The organism is Microbacterium sp. USTB-Y, assembly GCF_023703415.1.
Lineage (GTDB): Bacteria > Actinomycetota > Actinomycetes > Actinomycetales > Microbacteriaceae > Microbacterium.
In genome coordinates, this window is sequence record NZ_JAGMTU010000002.1 from 143,050 (window position 1) to 158,349 (window position 15,300).

Sequence of the window (15,300 nt, forward strand, 5' to 3'; positions counted from 1 at the left end):
CGGGGAGAGGCGGCTCAGGCGTCGGTCTTGCGCTGCCACAGGCCGAACCGGTTGCCCGCCGGGTCGGTCAGATGAGCGAAGAGGATGACCCCGTTGTCCACCAGAGGCAGAACCGTCCCCGCGCCGTGGGAGAGCGCGGACGCGATGCTCGTCTCGATGTCGGCGACCTCGACGTAGAACACCGCCCAGGTGCCCGACCCGATGCCGCTCGTGTCCCAGAGCCCGCCGCCGGTGTCGTTCACCATGCTGTAGCCCGCGGGTCCCGCGGGGCCGAAGCTCCAGCCGAAAACCTCGCCGTAGAACGCACGCGCCGCCTCGGGGTCGGGCGTGCCGATCTCGTAGTAGTTCACCGTGTTCATGGTCTCGTTCATCCCCATCGTCCTCTCGATCTGCGGCGCCGGTCGATCCCGGCGCCCGCAGATCAAGGCTGGAACCTGCCACAGTGGCAGAGTCAAGCCCGCCGTCCGACGGAGGCGCGTCGGGGCGGAGTCACGCGATCGGGATGTTGACCTCGGTCACCCACTGGTCCGGGTCGTCGGTCCGCCCGGGGCCGACGACGTACAGGTTGAACACGGGGCCGATCTGGGTGCGGCCGTGCTGCGCGACCCACTCGCCGAGCGCCTCCGTCGCCCGCCCGATCGACTCGAACCCGCCCCGGTGCGTCGTCCAGGCGACCCGGCGGGACGGGAGATCGACGATCTCGAAGCCGTGCCGCGGCGTGAACGGGCCGCGGTAGTCGCGCCAGATGGCCATCTCCACGTCGTCGTCGCGGTACTCGGCGTCGAAGTACGTCGCACCGATCAGGTCTCCGAACATGCTCGGATCCACCTCCGCGGGGGAGGCGAGCAGGTCGCGCAGGTCGGACCAGAGCTCGCCCTCCGCCGGGTAGCACGCCACCGTCCGATGCAGGGCGAGCACGCGGGCCGCGGAGAACGTCCGCTCGCCGACGACCGGCTCCACGCCGTCGATCCCGGCGATCAGGGAGCGGGTGAGACGCCGCTGAGCGGCCAGCTGCTCAACGGCCTCGTCGAGTCCGACGACATGCGCTTCCAGGCGTTCGTGAAGGGTCTCCGGCGACTCCTGGAACAGCGGCAGCAGCTCCGCGATCAGCGGGATCCCGCAGCCCGCATCGCGGAGCGATCGGATCCGCCCCGCCGTGCGCAGCTGTTCGGGCGCATATCGGCGGTACCCGGTGAACGGGTCGACTTCGGCGGGGGCGAGGAGTCCGCGCTCGTCGTAGTGGCGCAGCATCCGCACGCTGATCCGCGAGTACCGGGAGAAGTCTCCGATGCTCAGCAGGGCGCCGCCGATGCGTGCCGGCGAGGTCGGAACGGCGAGGGGACCGACGGGTCGTGCCCCTTCGTCACACTGCTCGTCACGGGTCATGCCCGGCATTCTGCCATTCAGTCCTCGCGTCGCCCAGCGGTGTCCGGGCCGTGCCCGTGGACACGCCCGAGAACGGGGCCCGGTTTGGCGAAGCGTGGATCCTCGGCTAATGTATTTCAAGTGCCCGGGACACCGGGGAAAACACAAAACGCGGATGTAGCGCAGTTGGTAGCGCACAACCTTGCCAAGGTTGGGGTCGCGAGTTCGAGTCTCGTCATCCGCTCCAGTGCAGGAGCCCCTTCGGGGGCTTCCGCATGTGGGTTCGAATCCACATGGTGGCGTGGCCGAGAGGCTAGGCACCGGCCTGCAAAGCCGTTTACACGGGTTCGAATCCCGTCGCCACCTCGCTCTTCTCAACTGAATAGCCTGAACAGGCGCGATTGGCGCAGCGGTAGCGCGCTTCCCTGACACGGAAGAGGTCACTGGTTCGATCCCAGTATCGCGCACAGGAGAAACCCCCGGCTTACCCGGGGGTTTCGTCGTTTCCGGGTGAGGGCGTTCCTCGTCACGAAGCGCCTCGCGTCCTAGCCTGGAGCGATGCACAAGACGCTTGCCGCCACCGCCGCCGCTCTGGCGGCCGCCGGTGCTGCCTTCCTGTTCTGGGGAGAGGTCGTGTCGGCGCGTGCGAGCAGGCGCGGACTGGCGGCGGGCCGCCCCGGGGCGCGGCGCACGGTGCTCGTCCTCGGCTACGGCAATCGCGGTGCCCGCGCCAACGCGGTGAACCGCTTCCGCGTCCGCGCAGGGCTCCGCACCCTGCGCACCCCGGACGATGTGCTGGTCTTCTCCGGGGGTGCGGTGCGCGGGGCGGAGCCGGAGGCGCGGATCCTCGCCCGGTACGCCGCGCAGCGCGGCTTCTCCGGGACCACCCTCGTCGAGACCGCGAGCCGGACCACCGAGGAGAACATCGCCTACTCCCTCCCGCTCCTCGAAGACGCCGTGGAGCTCGCGATCGTGTCGAACGCCCTGCACGCCGAGCGCGCCCGGGGGCTGCTGCGGGCCGCCCGCCCGGATCTCGCCGCCCGGCTCATCCGCGCCGACGACTACCGCTTCGGAGAGATCACCGTGATCAAGGCGATCGCGGCAGCCCTGACCCTCCGGAAGGGGCACCGAGATCGCCGGGATCCGGCGCCGCGCTAGGTTGGACGCTGCACGATTCCGCGGCGAGGCTGCGGGGTCCCGAGGGGAAACGGGGAGCAGCATGACGAACGCGGTCGAACGGTATCGACACGGACTGCGGCCGATGCGCGGGCGTCCCCGGCATGAGCCGCACCGCGCGGCGACGCCGCTCGAGGCGCTCTACGATCTCGTGTTCGCCGCGGCGTTCGGGGTGGCCGGGGCGCAGTTCGCGGCCGGCGTCGCCGCCGGCCACGGGGGAGCGGCGGTTGGCGCGTTCGCCTTCGCGACCGCCGCCGTCATCTGGGCGTGGATCAACTTCGCCTGGTTCGCCTCCGCCTTCGACACCGACGACTGGCTGTTCCGCGTCTTCACGATGGTGCAGATGTCCGGCGTGATCGTGCTCGCGATCGGGTTGCCGCGGATGTTCGAGTCCCTCGAGCTCGACGGTGTGTTCGACAACCGCATCATGGTGGCGGGCTACATCGTCATGCGGGTCGGACTCCTGGCGCAGTGGCTGCGTGCAGCGCGAGACCCCGCCTATCGCCGGCACGCGCTCACCTACGTCGTGTTCATCGCGATCGCTCAGCTCGGCTGGGTCGTGGTGGCCTGGGCGCCGCTGCCGTTCGGAGCCGCGATCCTCGCGGCCGCGCTGTGCTGGCTGGTCGAGCTCGGCGGCCCGGTCGTCGCGGAGCGCAAGGGCGAAGGCGAGGGACGGGGCACGCCCTGGCACGCGCACCACATCGCCGAGCGCTATTCCCTGCTGACGATCATCGCCCTGGGCGAGACGGTCATCGGAACCCTCGCCGCAGCCCAGGAGATCTCGGAGACCCAGGGCTGGACCGGTGACGCCGTGGTGGTGATCGGTGCGGGCGTCGCGATGACCTTCGCCCTGTGGTGGTCGTACACGATGATGCCGTCCGGTGCGATCCTCGCCGTCCATCGTCGACGCTCGTTCGTCTGGGGATACGGCCACGCGTTCATCTTCGCGAGCGTCGCCGCAGTCGGGGCCGGCCTGCACGCCATCGGTTACGCCTTCCGCCATGAGCACCCGCTCGCGACACCCGTGGTCATCCTCATGATCGCGATCCCCGTGATCGTCTTCATGGTCTCGATCTCGCTGCTGCATTCGTATCTCGTGCACTCGCTGATGAAGGGCCTGCCGTTGCACGCCCTCGCCATGGTGCTGCCGGTGCTCGGCATCGTGCTCGCGTTCGCCGGCCTGCCGCTGTGGGCCTGCCTGCTCGTCGTGCTGGCGGGCCCCGTGCTCGTCGTCGTCGCATACGAGGCCGGCGGATGGCGGCTCGCGCAGCGGCACCTGGACCAGGCTCTGGCGGTCGCGGCGTAGGATTCTCCTATGGACTTCGCCCGGCTGACGCACGCGACCCCGATCGCGCTCAGCGGCACGCGAACTCTCAGGGCCTGAGCGGGCAGGGCGCCGACGCGCCCGAAGCTGAGCCGAGACCATCGCCAAACTGGAGAACTTCCTTTGTCTGAGAACCCTGTGTCCGCCCCCGCATCGCCGTCCTACCCCTGCGACGGCTTCGCGCTCTACGGCGCGAACGGCCCGTACAGCGATCGTTCCGTGATCGCCATGCTCGTCAACGGGCAGCAGAAGGACCTCGCCGCCCTCGTCAACGAGGACGACGACGTCCAGCCCATCAGGATCGACAGCCCCGAGGGCCTCGCGATCCTGCGCCACTCCACCGCCCACGTGCTCGCCCAGGCTGTGCAGCGCATCAAGCCTCAGGCCAACCTCGGCATCGGCCCGCCCATCACCGACGGCTTCTACTACGACTTCGGCGTGGACACCCCGTTCACGCCGGAGGACGTCAAGGCGATCTCCAAGGAGATGCAGCGGATCCAGCGCGAGGGCCAGCGCTTCGTGCGCCGGGTCGTGAGCGACGACGAGGCGCGTGCCGAGCTCGCCGACGAGCCGTTCAAGCTCGAGCTCATCGGGCTCAAGGGTCCCGGCGCCGACAAGACCGAGGGCGCCTCGGTCGAGGTCGGCGAGGGCGAGCTCACCATCTACGACAACGTGGCCAAGGACGGCGAGGTCGTCTGGAAGGATCTCTGCCGCGGTCCGCACCTGCCGAACACCCGCATGATCGGCAACGGATGGGACCTCACGCGGATCGCCGCTGCCTATTGGCGCGGATCCGAGAAGAACCCGCAGCTGCAGCGCATCTACGGCACGGCCTGGCCGACCAAGGACGAGCTGCGTGCCTACCAGCAGCGCCTGGAGGAGGCGGCCAAGCGCGACCACCGCCGCCTGGGCAAGGAGCTCGACCTGTTCTCGTTCCCGGACGAGATCGGATCCGGTCTGTCCGTCTGGCATCCGCGGGGCGGCATCATCCGCGGCGAGATGGAGCAGCATGCGCGCCGTCGGCACATCGCCGACGGCTACACCTACGTGTACACGCCGCACATCTCGAAGGAAGACCTCTTCCTCACGTCCAACCACCTCGTCACCTACCGCGACGGCATGTTCCCGCCGATCCGGATGGACGAGGAGCGCGACGAGGACGGGCACGTCACGAAGCAGGGCCAGGACTATTACCTGAAGCCCATGAACTGCCCGATGCACATCCTCATCTACAAGGAGCGGGCGCGCAGCTACCGCGACCTGCCGCTGCGGTTCGCCGAGAACGGCACCGTCTACCGCAACGAGCTCTCCGGAGCCCTGCACGGCCTCACGCGCGTGCGCGGCTTCACCCAGGACGACTCGCACCTGTTCGTGACGCCGGACCAGCTCGAGGCCGAGGTCACCAAGGTCCTCGAGTTCATCCTGTCGATGCTGCGCGACTTCGGTCTCAACGACTTCGAGCTCGAGCTCTCGATGCGCGACGACGAGAAGGACAAGTGGATCGGATCCGACGAGTTCTGGGAGTACTCCACGAACGCGCTGCGCAACGTGGCCCTGGCCTCCGGTCTGAAGCTCACCGAGGTCCCCGGCGAGGCGGCCTTCTACGGTCCGAAGATCGACCTCAAGACGACCGACGCGATCGGCCGGGTGTGGCAGCTGTCCACGGTGCAGGTCGACCCGAACCTGCCGGAGCGCTTCGGACTCGAGTTCACCGACAAGGACGGGCAGAAGAAGCGCCCGATCATGATCCACCGGGCCCTCTTCGGTTCGATCGAGCGGTTCTTCGCGATCCTGCTCGAGCACTACGCGGGCGACTTCCCGCTGTGGCTCTCGCCGGTGCAGGTCGTCGGGATTCCCGTCGCCGACACGTTCGCCGACTATCTCGACGACGCCGTCTCCGCTCTGCGCGCGGCGGGTGTGCGCGCCGAGGTCGACCACTCGGACGAGCGCATGCAGAAGAAGATCCGCAACCACACCACGGGCAAGGTCCCGCTCATCCTCATCGCAGGGGAGCAGGACCGGGCCGCGGGAACGGTCTCGTTCCGGTTCCGCGACGGCACCCAGGAGAACGGCGTTCCGCTCGCGGAGGCCGTCGACCGCGTGCGTCGGGCGATCGAGAGTCACGCGCTGATCCAGACCGCCGGCGACCTGGCATGAGCGACGTCGGGGACGCGGGCGCGGGCGCGCAGCTGGAAGACGCCGCGCACCTCGCCGGCGTCCCCGACGAGTTCCAGCGCCTGTGGGTGCCGCATCGGATGGCGTACATCCAGGCCGGCCCGGAGCCGCTGCGCGAGGAGTGCCCGTTCTGCGAGGCGCCGAAGCATCCGGACGAGGAGCGGCTCATCGTCGCGCGGGGACGCACCGCGTACGTGCTGCTGAACCTGTTCCCGTACAACTCGGGCCATCTGCTCGTGTGCCCGTACCGGCACATCGCGACCTACGACGAGGCGACGGCCGAGGAAGTCGCGGAGATCGGCGAGCTCACCCAGATCGCGATGCGCGTGCTCAAGGCGACCTCGCGCTGCGACGGCTTCAACCTCGGCATGAACCAGGGGGCCATCGCGGGCGCCGGCGTGGACGCGCACCTGCACCAGCACGTGGTGCCGCGGTGGAACAGCGACGCCAACTTCTTCCCGATCATCGCGAAGACCAAGGCCCTGCCGCAGCTGCTGGGCGACGTGCGCAACACGGTCGCGGACGCCTGGCCCGCCTGAGCCTGGGACGGCGCTCGGCGCGCCGGACCGTGCCTCGTCCGAGACCAGGTGGATCGCCCGAGATCAGGCGCCTTCATCAGGATCCACCCCATCTCGGGCGATCCACCCGATCTCCGCGCGCGGGGTCGCATCCGCGTCGCGTGACCGGCTCGGATCGGCTCAGCGCACCTGGCGTGCCGCGAACTGCAGCGGCGGGTTCGCGTAGAACTCCTGTGCGGGGATGAGCTGCAGCTCACGCTCGCCCGACTCCAGGGTGAGCCTGAGCAGCTCGTACACGCTTGACACGGTCCGTTCGAGGGCCGTCTTCGCGTCCTTCGTCTCGACGTAGTGCGCAGTGAAGAGCGCCGCGGTGACGTCGCCGGATCCGTTGGCCTTCATCGGCAGATGCGGCGTGGCGACGAGCCAGGCGCCCTTGTCGTCGACGGCCAGCATCTCGATCGTCCCTTCTTCGCGGTCGGGGCGCTCGACGCTCGTCACCAGCACGGTGTTCGGGCCCATCGCGCGCGCCGCGTCGACGGAGGCGAGCGTCGATTCGAGCGTGTCCGGCTCGGTGCCCGTGAGGAAGCCCAGCTCGAATTGGTTGGGGGTGATGATGTCGGCGACGGGCACGACCTTGTCGCGCAGCAGCACGGGGATCGCGGGAGCGACGAAGCAGCCCGACTTGGCGTTGCCCATGACGGGGTCGCACGCGTACACCGCGTTCGGGTTGGCGGCCTTGACCCTGGCGACGGCGTCGACGATCACGTCGCCGATGCCCTCGCCGCCCTGATAGCCGCTCAGCACCGCGTCGATCTCGCCGAGCACGCCGCGCTCCTCGATCCCGGTGATGACCTCGCGGACGTCGTCCGGGGCGATCATCGGTCCGCGCCAGGCGCCGTAGCCGGTGTGGTTGGAGAAGTTCACCGTGTAGACGGGGAGGACCTCGACGCCGATGCGCTGCAGCGGGAACACCGCGGCGGAGTTGCCGACATGGCCGTAAGCGACGGCGGACTGGATGGAGAGCACCTTCAGCATCCCTCGATCCTCTCACTTGAGGCGGGGATCCCGCGCCACTGTCTGCGCGGTGTCGGGACGCGTAGCAGACAGCGTATGATCTGTCCTATGACAGAACCTGCACCCGAATCGACCACCGGAACCGGCCGCGTCAAGCGCGGCCTCGCCGAGATGCTCAAGGGCGGCGTCATCATGGACGTCGTCACTCCCGAGCAGGCGAAGATCGCGGAGGATGCGGGTGCCGTCGCCGTCATGGCCCTCGAGCGGGTGCCCGCCGACATCCGCGCCCAGGGCGGCGTGTCGCGCATGAGCGACCCCGACATGATCGACGGGATCATCTCGGCGGTGTCGATCCCGGTGATGGCGAAGGCGCGCATCGGTCACTTCGTCGAGGCGCAGGTGCTGCAGGAGCTCGGCGTCGACTACATCGACGAGTCCGAGGTGCTCTCGCCGGCCGACTACGTGAACCACATCGACAAGTGGGGCTTCACCGTGCCCTTCGTCTGCGGCGCGACCAACCTGGGCGAGGCGCTGCGCCGCATCACCGAGGGCGCGGCGATGATCCGCTCCAAGGGCGAGGCGGGCACCGGTGACGTCTCCGAGGCCATGAAGCACATCCGCACGATCCGCGGCGAGATCGCGCGCCTGACGACCCTGTCCAAGGACGAGCTGTACGTCGCCGCCAAGGAGCTGCAGGCGCCCTACGAGCTGGTCGCAGAGGTCGCCGAGAAGGGCGCGCTGCCCGTGGTCATGTTCGTGGCCGGGGGAGTGGCGACTCCTGCCGACGCGGCGATGATGATGCAGCTCGGCGCCGACGGCGTGTTCGTCGGGTCCGGCATCTTCAAGTCGGGCGACCCGGCGGCCCGCGCCGCGGCGATCGTGAAGGCGACCGCGGCCTACGACGACCCCGCGGTGATCGCGCAGGTCTCCCGGGGCCTCGGCGAGGCCATGGTCGGTATCAACGTGGCGGATCTTCCCGCTCCGCACCGTCTCGCGGAGCGCGGCTGGTAATCCCGGGTCAGATCAGGACCGGTGTCCCACGGATGCGTCCGTGGGGCACCGGTCTTCTGCCGTCGTAGCGCGGCGTCGGCGACCTGCACAGCGGGGTGTCAGGGCGGCAGAGCCGGCGGGCCGTCGGCGTCCATCACTTCGAGTCCGTTCTTGAAGCGGCCGAGATCGCGCTGTGCGATGCCTCTGTCCACGCCGAGTCCGGCGCTGATGCGCTCCAGGAGAGACTTGGGCGTCCAGACCACACGCAGCGTCGCACGCGTTCGGTCGGAGCCGAGGGGTGCGAACACGACGGTGCCGTTGTGTTCCCTTCCCGCCGTGCTCTCCCAGCTGATGCATTCGTCAGGGACGTCCTCGACAGTTCGGGCGTAGAACGAGCGCCGGAGACCCCCGACTCGTGCGTCCCAGTGCGTCATGTCGTCGCTGAGGCGCTCGACGCGCTCGACGCTGGGTAGGAGTTCGGGCAGATCATCGAGATCGGTCCATCGGCGGTAGACCTCGCCGACGGGGCGGCCGATCTCGACGACCGCGACCACGGTACTGGCCTTCACGCTCATGTGGCGACGGTGAGCCGGGATGGACTGGCTTCTTCAGTCCGGCGGTTCACTTGTCGGACGTGCCGGACTGGCGCCGCCGGAGTCGGTCTCGTCGCCTGTGCCCTCCACGCCCGTTCTGCCGTCGACCCGTCCGCCGTCCTCATCCGGGGCCGGTGCGCCTGCGTCGTGGGAGTCTTCGTCGCGCTTGGCGTACGGATCGTCGGATCCCTCCGCCGCGCGATCCCCTGCGTGTTCCGCGTGAGGGTGCTGTCGCGCGCTGTCGTCGGGTGTGCTCTCTCGCCGAGTGCGCTGTTCCGCTGTGTCCTCGTCCGTGTCCTCCGCCGCTCGTTCGCGGTCGGCGTCCTCGTCGGGGAGTCGAGGACTCTCGGGACGCGCGTGATGCACGTTCGGTGGCAGCAGTCCTTCGTCATTGATCTCGCTCATCTCAACCTCCTGCCGGGATCTCTCTGATGACCCCAGACTCCGTGATCCCCGGGGGAATGGCGAGGGCCTTGACAACCGCCGTCGCCAGTCGTCAGGTGTTGCCGGGCGCAACGCAGATCAAAAGATCAAAAGAGCGTTCGGAGTGAGCTCCGCCTACCGGCATCTGTGTCACGAGATGTCCGGCATCGGGCGCTTGCCCGCGTTTGTCAATCCCGTGCTCGCCCCGAGAGAAGACTCGTAGAGATGCTGACAGATCGTGACATCGTCGTCCGTTGCCTTGCGCGCGGCGGCGATCCGAACATCGTGACTGCCGGCGAGCTTGCGGAGGGCACGCCGGCATACGTGGATGCGAACGCTGACATCGCGGATGTGCTGCGGCTCATGCAGGATCGACAGATCCGACGTGTGCCGGTGATCCAGGATCACGACCTTGTCGGCATCATCAGCCAGGGCGATATCTCGTTGAGCGTCGCTCCGTCCGCTACGGGAGAGACGGTGGCGCGGATCTCGCAATGATCGGCTGCGCCGATGGCCCGGGTGGCGGAGTTCGCGATCGCCTGGATCCTCGCCGGATCGAGCTCAAACCGGCGGACCGACTCCTGAAGGTGTCCGAAGCCTGGGACCGGGTAGAAGTATCTGCGACCGTGCCCTAGCCCTCCCCGCGATCAGCCCGGATAATGCTGGGCAGGCTTCTGAGATGCAGGGTCGGGTCCGTGCTGGGCGTAATGTCTTCGGCGGAAGAGACGGGGAGCATTGGGTCTGGAGTTCGAGCATCGAGCGTCGGCTTCGCCGTGGGTGGAGCGGGTGTGGCGCAGTCGCAGTACCGACGGAACCGCGTCTATGTCCTCTGTTGCCCGGGCCGAGTGGGATCTCGTCTTGTGGGAGGACCCCGACGGCGTCCACGCAGGTTTGCAGGGGCCGGAATCGCGGGCGACCAAGGCAGCGGTCCCGGTTGGTGCCGACTTCGTCGGCATCAGGGTGGTTCGGGGCGCGATCCTTCCGGCACTTCCCGGCGTGGCGATGGTGGATCGGTTCATCCCGCTTCGGGTGGCGGACGGCCGGCTCGGGCTCTTCGGCGAGCGGCTCGACCTGCCTGGTTTCGATGATGCGGAGCGTTTCGTGGAAACCCTCGTGCGCGGAGGACTGCTGGTCCGAGCTGATCTCGAATCGGGCGCCATGCTCAGCGAGCGAACGCGGCAGCGGCGATATCTCTCGGCAGTCGGTCTTCCACTCCGCACCGTTCGGCAGATCGAGCGAGCGGCCGACGCTGCCGTCCTTCTGCGGGCCGGTGGACACGTCGCAGAAGTTGCACACGAGGCGGGCTACTTCGACCAGCCGCATCTCGCGCGCTCCCTCCGCCGCTTCATCGGTCCGTCGGCGACCGGGCTGACCGATTCCGGCGACGGTGGCACGCTGTCGTTGTTGTACAAGACAGGTCGGGAGGAGACCCGATAGCGTCCGAGAGCGACCGAGCGACGGTCGCGTGAAAGGAAGCATCGTGAACAAGAACCGTGCAGAGAAGATCGGACGTCGTGTCGTCGTCTACGAGCTGATGTCTCTGGACGGCTTCGCGGACGAGCCTGGCGAAGGGAAGTGGCTACGTGACACGGGCTCCGGGCTCGGTGAGTTCCTGGCCGAGACGATCGCGACGCAGGACACGGTGCTGCTCGGTCGGCGCACCTACGAGAAGTGGGCGCCGTACTGGCCGACGGCGGACGTGCAGCCGTTCGCGGACTTCATCAACACGACGACGAAGTATGTCTTCACGAGTTCTCCGATCGCAGGGGAGTGGCGCGAGTCGACGGCCGTCGCGGATCCGGCGGCCGCGTTCGTTGCAGACCTCAAACAGCGGTCGGGAGGCGATATCGGCATCCACGGCAGCCTCTCCGTTGCTCGGGCTCTGCTCGCTGCGCACCTCGTGGACGATATTCGGCTCGTCATCGCACCGACCATTGCCGGTAACGGCACGAGGTTGTTCAGCGATGACGGTGATCTGCAGCGGTTCGAGCTTGTGAGCGATCAGAGGTCGGGAGGATGCATGATGCTCTACTATCGACGCAGCGGCCGCATCTGACGCCCCGCGCGCTGCGATGCTGGCGAGCGGGGGCCAGCCGGCCTCGGGCTGGGATGCGTTCAGTGCGCGCTGCAGGCGGCCATGACGCGCGAAGATGAGTGGTCCCTGGAACGGCAAACCGACGACCCTGCGCGTGCTGGCGTCCTTCCACGAGACGGTGAGTCGACTTGATCGTCGCAACAGGTTCCTAGAGCAGAAGGCCGAGCCGGGTGCGGCCAGCGTTGAGGGGCGTGATCATGACGACGCCGCTGTGCTGTTTTCCCGCATCGCCGGTCCAGCTGATCTGGTGGTCCTCTATCTGCTCGACAGTCGTTGCGTAGAACGAGCGCTACAACCCGGCGACACGGGTGTCCCAGTGGGTCATGTCCTCCTCGATACGTTCGACGCGTTCGACGCGGGGAAGCAGATCAGGGCAGATCATCGAGATCATTCCAGCGAGAGTGGACCTCCTCAACCGGCCGGGCGATCTCGTCCACCGCGTTCATGGTGCTGATCATGATGCCCCTCATGCCGCGCCGGTAGGCGTAGGTCGATCATGCTGCGCGAGGGTTCCGATCGACACCAGGAGAACGTACTATCGCGCAGCCGCAGCCGCAGCCGCAGCCGCAGCCGCAGCCGCTCCCCAACCCGTCTCGTTGAGGTGCACAGTACTGCCTCAGGCCCGACATCGGGGTGTCTGGTCGTTGACGATGGTCCCGCTGTTCAGCCGGGTCTCAACGCTGGCAGCACAAGAACACCCATGCAGGGCGATGCTCGGATCTGGTTCGACGTCGACGGCCGCCGAGGATGCGGATGGAGGATGCGGCTTTCCCGCGGGGGAGCGCCTGGTCCTGTGCCATCCGCAAGGCGTCCCCGTCAAGCCCCTCGGCGCGGTTTCGGGCTGCGCATACGGTGGAGCCCTCGGTCGCTCGTTACGCGATCAAGAACACGGAGAGGAGACGCGCATGACCGTGAAGCTCAACGAGAAGGCCCTGCGCCACGCTCAGTCGCTGGTGCGCGAGAGGCACGTGGTGCACGACCGGCGCGACGACTGGAGTGAGCACGCCCCCAGCGCGTCGGACGGCAACGACTACATCGATGCGCACGGGATGGACGCGTATGCGCTCTGGTTCCTGGGCGAGGACACGGGGGAGAGCGAGGGGACGAAGGGACGACACCTCTTCCCCTATGGCGACTTCACGGATCTGCATCGTTGTGCGGTGATCTCCGGGGAGAGCAGGGCCGGGCAGTACCACCACAAGAGCGTCGAGGACGCTCTCAAGCACCTCCTCGCTCTCATCGACGAGGACGAGCAGGAGAAGCGCTGACGGGCGCACAGGGAGGCGAACATGCAGCAGCTCATCGATCAGGCGGACCGGGGCACGACGACCTTCCCCAGGGAGCCGTGGGCGTTCGCGGCCCGCGGACCGCTGAGCCGCGCCCTGATGGACGCGCTCACGGGATCCGGATCCGATCGCGTGGACGATGTCGTCGAAGGTGCCGGACAGGCTGTCGCGGAAGCCGGCGATGTCCTCCGCGACGACGATGTCCAGCTCTCCTTGTTCCTGCTGTATGCGTCCGCGTATGGATCCATCCCGGCGTGTGATCCGCGCCTCGAATGGGATGTGAGGCTCCTGGCTGCGCGGCGCGTCCTGGAGGACGCATTCGAGGCCGCGCTCCGCGATCTCGTGGTCGTCGACGCCCTTCCGGAGCGCTCTCCGGTGGCGGTCGCGTCGGCGCTGTTCGCGTTGACCTCCTCCGACTCCGGACCGAGTCTGTCGCGCCACGTGGCGAAGAAGGCCACCCGGGAGCAGGCGCTGGAGTTCCTGATCCAGCGTTCGATCTACACGCTGCATGAGGCGGATCCGCATTCGTGGGCGATCCCGCGGTTGAACGGTCGAGCCAAGGCAGCGCTCGTGGAGATCCAGGCCGACGAGTACGGAGGAGGTCGGCCTGAGCGGATGCACGCCGAGATCTTCGCGAAGGCGATGCGCGGCGCCGGCCTCGACGACCGCTACGGAGGCTATGTGGACGCCGTGCCGGCGATCACCCTCTGCTCCCTGAACATGATGTCGATGTTCGGCCTCAACCGACGCCTGCTGGGCGCGATCGTCGGCCATCTCGCGGCGTTCGAGATGACGTCGTCGATTCCCAATCGGTTCTACGGCGACGGGCTGCGTCGACTCGGGTTCGGTGATGACGTGACCGACTACTTCGACGAGCATGTCGAGGCCGACGCCGTGCACGAACAGATCGCCGGGCGCGATCTGGCCGGTGCCCTCGCGGAGGATCAGCCCGAAACGCTCCCCGAGATCATGTTCGGTGCGCGCGCATGCCTGACCGTCGACGGCCTTGTCGGCGCTCATATCCTGGAGGCCTGGGAGCAGGGGCGGTCGTCCTTGCGCACTACGGCGGCAGGCGCATGAGGCCCCCACGGGTCACGATCAGCCCGTACCAGGACGGGCCGCTGATCGTGCGCGGCGATGTGGAACTCGTCGCCGCCGACGGCACGCCGATCGCGGCACACCGGCGCACCGTGGCGCTGTGCCGTTGCGGGTTATCCGCGATCAAGCCCTTCTGCGACGGGACGCACAAGCCGGCGGGGTTCAGGGCCGAGTGAATGGCGACCACTTTCGGAATCGAAGAGGAGTTCCTGCTCCTCGATGCACGGACGCTCGCCCCGGTCGACGACGCGATGCAGGCGATCGCAGAGCTCGACGGCAGGCATGACGGCACCGTGGCCGCGGAGTTCCTGCGGTCCCAGGTCGAGTACGCGACTCCGGTGTGCACCACGATGCCCGAGGCCATCGATGCGCTGCTCGGCTTTCGTCGTCTGCTCGGCCGCTGGGCCGCCGACGCCGGTGTCGTCGCCGCGGGAACAGGAACGCCACCGGCAGGGCAGACACTCGCTGTGATCAGCGAGGGCGAGCGGTACGCGGAGCTCTCCGCCGAGGTCACCTCCTTGACGGACGACCATCAGATCGGTGGGCTGCACGTGCACGTCGGCGTCGACCGCGACCTCCGCGTGCGGGCGTCCAACGCCTTGCGCGGCTGGCTTCCCGTCCTGCTCGGGCTGTCTGCCAACTCGCCGTTCTGGAACGGGAGTGACACCGGCTACGACAGCTGGCGGGCGATCCACTCGCGACGGTGGACGACCTACGGGATTCCGCCGGCCTTCCGCGATGACGACGACTACGTCCGCACCGTCGCGGCTCTGGTCGGAATCGGCGCCACCACAGACGCGCGCGCTCTGAACTGGAACGTGCGCCTGTCCACCGTGTTCCCGACCGTGGAGGTGAGAGTGTGCGATGCTCAGCTCGACGCCGCGTCGTCCGTCGCCCTGGCCGTCATCATCCGAGCGCTCGTCGACGCCGCAGATGACGAAGGCATGTCGCGTAGCGACCACGCTCCCTGGGATGCGGCGCTCTGGCATGCCGCACGGCACGGGCTCCGCGGCACACTGGTCGACCCGCGGACCCGACGCCTCGCCCCGGCTTCAGACGTGCTCCGGGCGCTCTTCGACCGCGTCGCCCCGCACCTGAACGGCAGCGAGACCCTCGCCGTGACGGCGATGCTCGATCGCCGACGCACCGGTGCAGCGCGGCAACGCGCGGCCCGCGACCACGGGACGGCCGCGCTCGCGGAGCTGTATCGGAAACGACTCGATCAGAGACCGTAGGTCCACAT

16 protein-coding genes and 3 tRNA genes are annotated in these 15,300 nt (G+C 68.3%); 15 read left to right on the top strand and 4 right to left on the bottom strand.

Features of this window, described 5'->3' with window-relative positions:
- Window positions 1-14: 14 nt before the first annotated feature.
- The gene (locus tag J8G10_RS04290; RefSeq protein ID WP_251439630.1) at window positions 15-371 is read right to left on the bottom strand and encodes a VOC family protein; all 357 of its coding nucleotides are present in this window, start codon (window positions 369-371) and stop codon (window positions 15-17) included.
- Between the two features lie 118 nt (window positions 372-489).
- Complete coding sequence (locus J8G10_RS04295; protein WP_251439632.1) at window positions 490-1,386, bottom strand: MerR family transcriptional regulator; 897 nt, start codon at window positions 1,384-1,386, stop codon at window positions 490-492.
- Window positions 1,387-1,536: 150 nt separating this feature from the next.
- Here J8G10_RS04295 and J8G10_RS04300 point away from each other — a divergent pair.
- The 7 genes from J8G10_RS04300 (at window position 1,537) to J8G10_RS04330 (ending at window position 6,579) form a co-directional block, all read left to right on the top strand.
- A tRNA-Gly gene (locus J8G10_RS04300) sits at window positions 1,537-1,612 on the top strand.
- A gap of 48 nt (window positions 1,613-1,660) precedes the next feature.
- Window positions 1,661-1,731, top strand: a tRNA-Cys gene (locus tag J8G10_RS04305).
- Window positions 1,732-1,760: 29 nt separating this feature from the next.
- Window positions 1,761-1,832 (top strand) — tRNA-Val (locus tag J8G10_RS04310).
- Between the two features lie 91 nt (window positions 1,833-1,923).
- Window positions 1,924-2,523, top strand: a complete 600-nt coding sequence (locus tag J8G10_RS04315; RefSeq protein ID WP_251439634.1) for a YdcF family protein — start codon at window positions 1,924-1,926, stop codon at window positions 2,521-2,523.
- A 61-nt stretch (window positions 2,524-2,584) separates the two neighbouring features.
- Entirely contained in the window at window positions 2,585-3,847 is a 1,263-nt protein-coding gene (locus J8G10_RS04320) for a low temperature requirement protein A (RefSeq protein ID WP_251439636.1), read from the top strand.
- A gap of 246 nt (window positions 3,848-4,093) precedes the next feature.
- The gene (gene thrS, locus J8G10_RS04325) at window positions 4,094-6,022 is read left to right on the top strand and encodes a threonine--tRNA ligase (protein WP_251442325.1); all 1,929 of its coding nucleotides are present in this window, start codon (window positions 4,094-4,096) and stop codon (window positions 6,020-6,022) included.
- Window positions 6,019-6,579, top strand: a complete 561-nt coding sequence (locus J8G10_RS04330; RefSeq protein ID WP_251439638.1) for an HIT domain-containing protein — start codon at window positions 6,019-6,021, stop codon at window positions 6,577-6,579. The genes thrS and J8G10_RS04330 overlap by 4 nt, the downstream gene beginning before the upstream one ends.
- 159 nt (window positions 6,580-6,738) lie before the next feature.
- Here J8G10_RS04330 and pdxY read toward each other — a convergent pair whose 3' ends face one another.
- The gene (gene pdxY / locus J8G10_RS04335) at window positions 6,739-7,590 is read right to left on the bottom strand and encodes a pyridoxal kinase PdxY (RefSeq protein ID WP_251442328.1); all 852 of its coding nucleotides are present in this window, start codon (window positions 7,588-7,590) and stop codon (window positions 6,739-6,741) included.
- A gap of 90 nt (window positions 7,591-7,680) precedes the next feature.
- Between pdxY and pdxS the strand changes: the two genes are divergently transcribed.
- Window positions 7,681-8,583, top strand: a complete 903-nt coding sequence (gene pdxS, locus J8G10_RS04340) for a pyridoxal 5'-phosphate synthase lyase subunit PdxS (RefSeq protein ID WP_251439640.1) — start codon at window positions 7,681-7,683, stop codon at window positions 8,581-8,583.
- A gap of 98 nt (window positions 8,584-8,681) precedes the next feature.
- Here pdxS and J8G10_RS04345 read toward each other — a convergent pair whose 3' ends face one another.
- Complete coding sequence (locus tag J8G10_RS04345) at window positions 8,682-9,137, bottom strand: SRPBCC family protein (RefSeq protein WP_251439642.1); 456 nt, start codon at window positions 9,135-9,137, stop codon at window positions 8,682-8,684.
- Window positions 9,138-9,803: 666 nt separating this feature from the next.
- Between J8G10_RS04345 and J8G10_RS04350 the strand changes: the two genes are divergently transcribed.
- The 7 genes from J8G10_RS04350 to J8G10_RS04380 all read left to right on the top strand — a co-directional run bounded on the left by J8G10_RS04350 (window position 9,804) and on the right by J8G10_RS04380 (window position 15,292).
- Window positions 9,804-10,076: a CBS domain-containing protein gene (locus tag J8G10_RS04350; RefSeq protein ID WP_251439643.1), complete on the top strand. Its 273-nt coding sequence runs from the start codon at window positions 9,804-9,806 to the stop codon at window positions 10,074-10,076.
- A gap of 324 nt (window positions 10,077-10,400) precedes the next feature.
- Window positions 10,401-11,015: a helix-turn-helix domain-containing protein gene (locus tag J8G10_RS04355; RefSeq protein WP_251439644.1), complete on the top strand. Its 615-nt coding sequence runs from the start codon at window positions 10,401-10,403 to the stop codon at window positions 11,013-11,015.
- A gap of 43 nt (window positions 11,016-11,058) precedes the next feature.
- Window positions 11,059-11,634 (top strand): dihydrofolate reductase family protein, encoded by a 576-nt coding sequence (locus tag J8G10_RS04360; RefSeq protein WP_308220669.1) that lies wholly within the window; start codon window positions 11,059-11,061, stop codon window positions 11,632-11,634.
- A gap of 944 nt (window positions 11,635-12,578) precedes the next feature.
- Window positions 12,579-12,941 carry a hypothetical protein gene (locus tag J8G10_RS04365; protein WP_251439649.1) on the top strand — a complete coding sequence of 121 codons (363 nt, stop codon included), beginning with the start codon at window positions 12,579-12,581 and terminating at the stop codon, window positions 12,939-12,941.
- A 21-nt stretch (window positions 12,942-12,962) separates the two neighbouring features.
- On the top strand, window positions 12,963-14,039 hold the full coding sequence (locus J8G10_RS04370; RefSeq protein ID WP_374208759.1) for an iron-containing redox enzyme family protein: 1,077 nt from the start codon (window positions 12,963-12,965) through the stop codon (window positions 14,037-14,039).
- Window positions 14,036-14,233: a CDGSH iron-sulfur domain-containing protein gene (locus J8G10_RS04375; RefSeq protein ID WP_251439651.1), complete on the top strand. Its 198-nt coding sequence runs from the start codon at window positions 14,036-14,038 to the stop codon at window positions 14,231-14,233. The genes J8G10_RS04370 and J8G10_RS04375 overlap by 4 nt, the downstream gene beginning before the upstream one ends.
- On the top strand, window positions 14,234-15,292 hold the full coding sequence (locus tag J8G10_RS04380) for a YbdK family carboxylate-amine ligase (protein WP_251439653.1): 1,059 nt from the start codon (window positions 14,234-14,236) through the stop codon (window positions 15,290-15,292).
- Window positions 15,293-15,300: the final 8 nt, after the last annotated feature.

What these genes read in the sequence shown, in the direction of transcription:
- J8G10_RS04290 (WP_251439630.1), bottom strand. Translation starts at nt 371, where the DNA reads ATGAACGAGACCATGAACACGGTGAACTACTACGAGATCGGCACGCCC.
- J8G10_RS04295 (WP_251439632.1), bottom strand. Translation starts at nt 1,386, where the DNA reads ATGACCCGTGACGAGCAGTGTGACGAAGGGGCACGACCCGTCGGTCCC.
- J8G10_RS04315 (WP_251439634.1), top strand. Translation starts at nt 1,924, where the DNA reads ATGCACAAGACGCTTGCCGCCACCGCCGCCGCTCTGGCGGCCGCCGGT.
- J8G10_RS04320 (WP_251439636.1), top strand. Translation starts at nt 2,585, where the DNA reads ATGACGAACGCGGTCGAACGGTATCGACACGGACTGCGGCCGATGCGC.
- thrS (WP_251442325.1), top strand. Translation starts at nt 4,094, where the DNA reads ATGCTCGTCAACGGGCAGCAGAAGGACCTCGCCGCCCTCGTCAACGAG.
- J8G10_RS04330 (WP_251439638.1), top strand. Translation starts at nt 6,019, where the DNA reads ATGAGCGACGTCGGGGACGCGGGCGCGGGCGCGCAGCTGGAAGACGCC.
- pdxS (WP_251439640.1), top strand. Translation starts at nt 7,681, where the DNA reads ATGACAGAACCTGCACCCGAATCGACCACCGGAACCGGCCGCGTCAAG.
- J8G10_RS04345 (WP_251439642.1), bottom strand. Translation starts at nt 9,137, where the DNA reads ATGAGCGTGAAGGCCAGTACCGTGGTCGCGGTCGTCGAGATCGGCCGC.
- J8G10_RS04350 (WP_251439643.1), top strand. Translation starts at nt 9,804, where the DNA reads ATGCTGACAGATCGTGACATCGTCGTCCGTTGCCTTGCGCGCGGCGGC.
- J8G10_RS04355 (WP_251439644.1), top strand. Translation starts at nt 10,401, where the DNA reads ATGTCCTCTGTTGCCCGGGCCGAGTGGGATCTCGTCTTGTGGGAGGAC.
- J8G10_RS04365 (WP_251439649.1), top strand. Translation starts at nt 12,579, where the DNA reads ATGACCGTGAAGCTCAACGAGAAGGCCCTGCGCCACGCTCAGTCGCTG.
- J8G10_RS04370 (WP_374208759.1), top strand. Translation starts at nt 12,963, where the DNA reads ATGCAGCAGCTCATCGATCAGGCGGACCGGGGCACGACGACCTTCCCC.
- J8G10_RS04375 (WP_251439651.1), top strand. Translation starts at nt 14,036, where the DNA reads ATGAGGCCCCCACGGGTCACGATCAGCCCGTACCAGGACGGGCCGCTG.
- J8G10_RS04380 (WP_251439653.1), top strand. Translation starts at nt 14,234, where the DNA reads ATGGCGACCACTTTCGGAATCGAAGAGGAGTTCCTGCTCCTCGATGCA.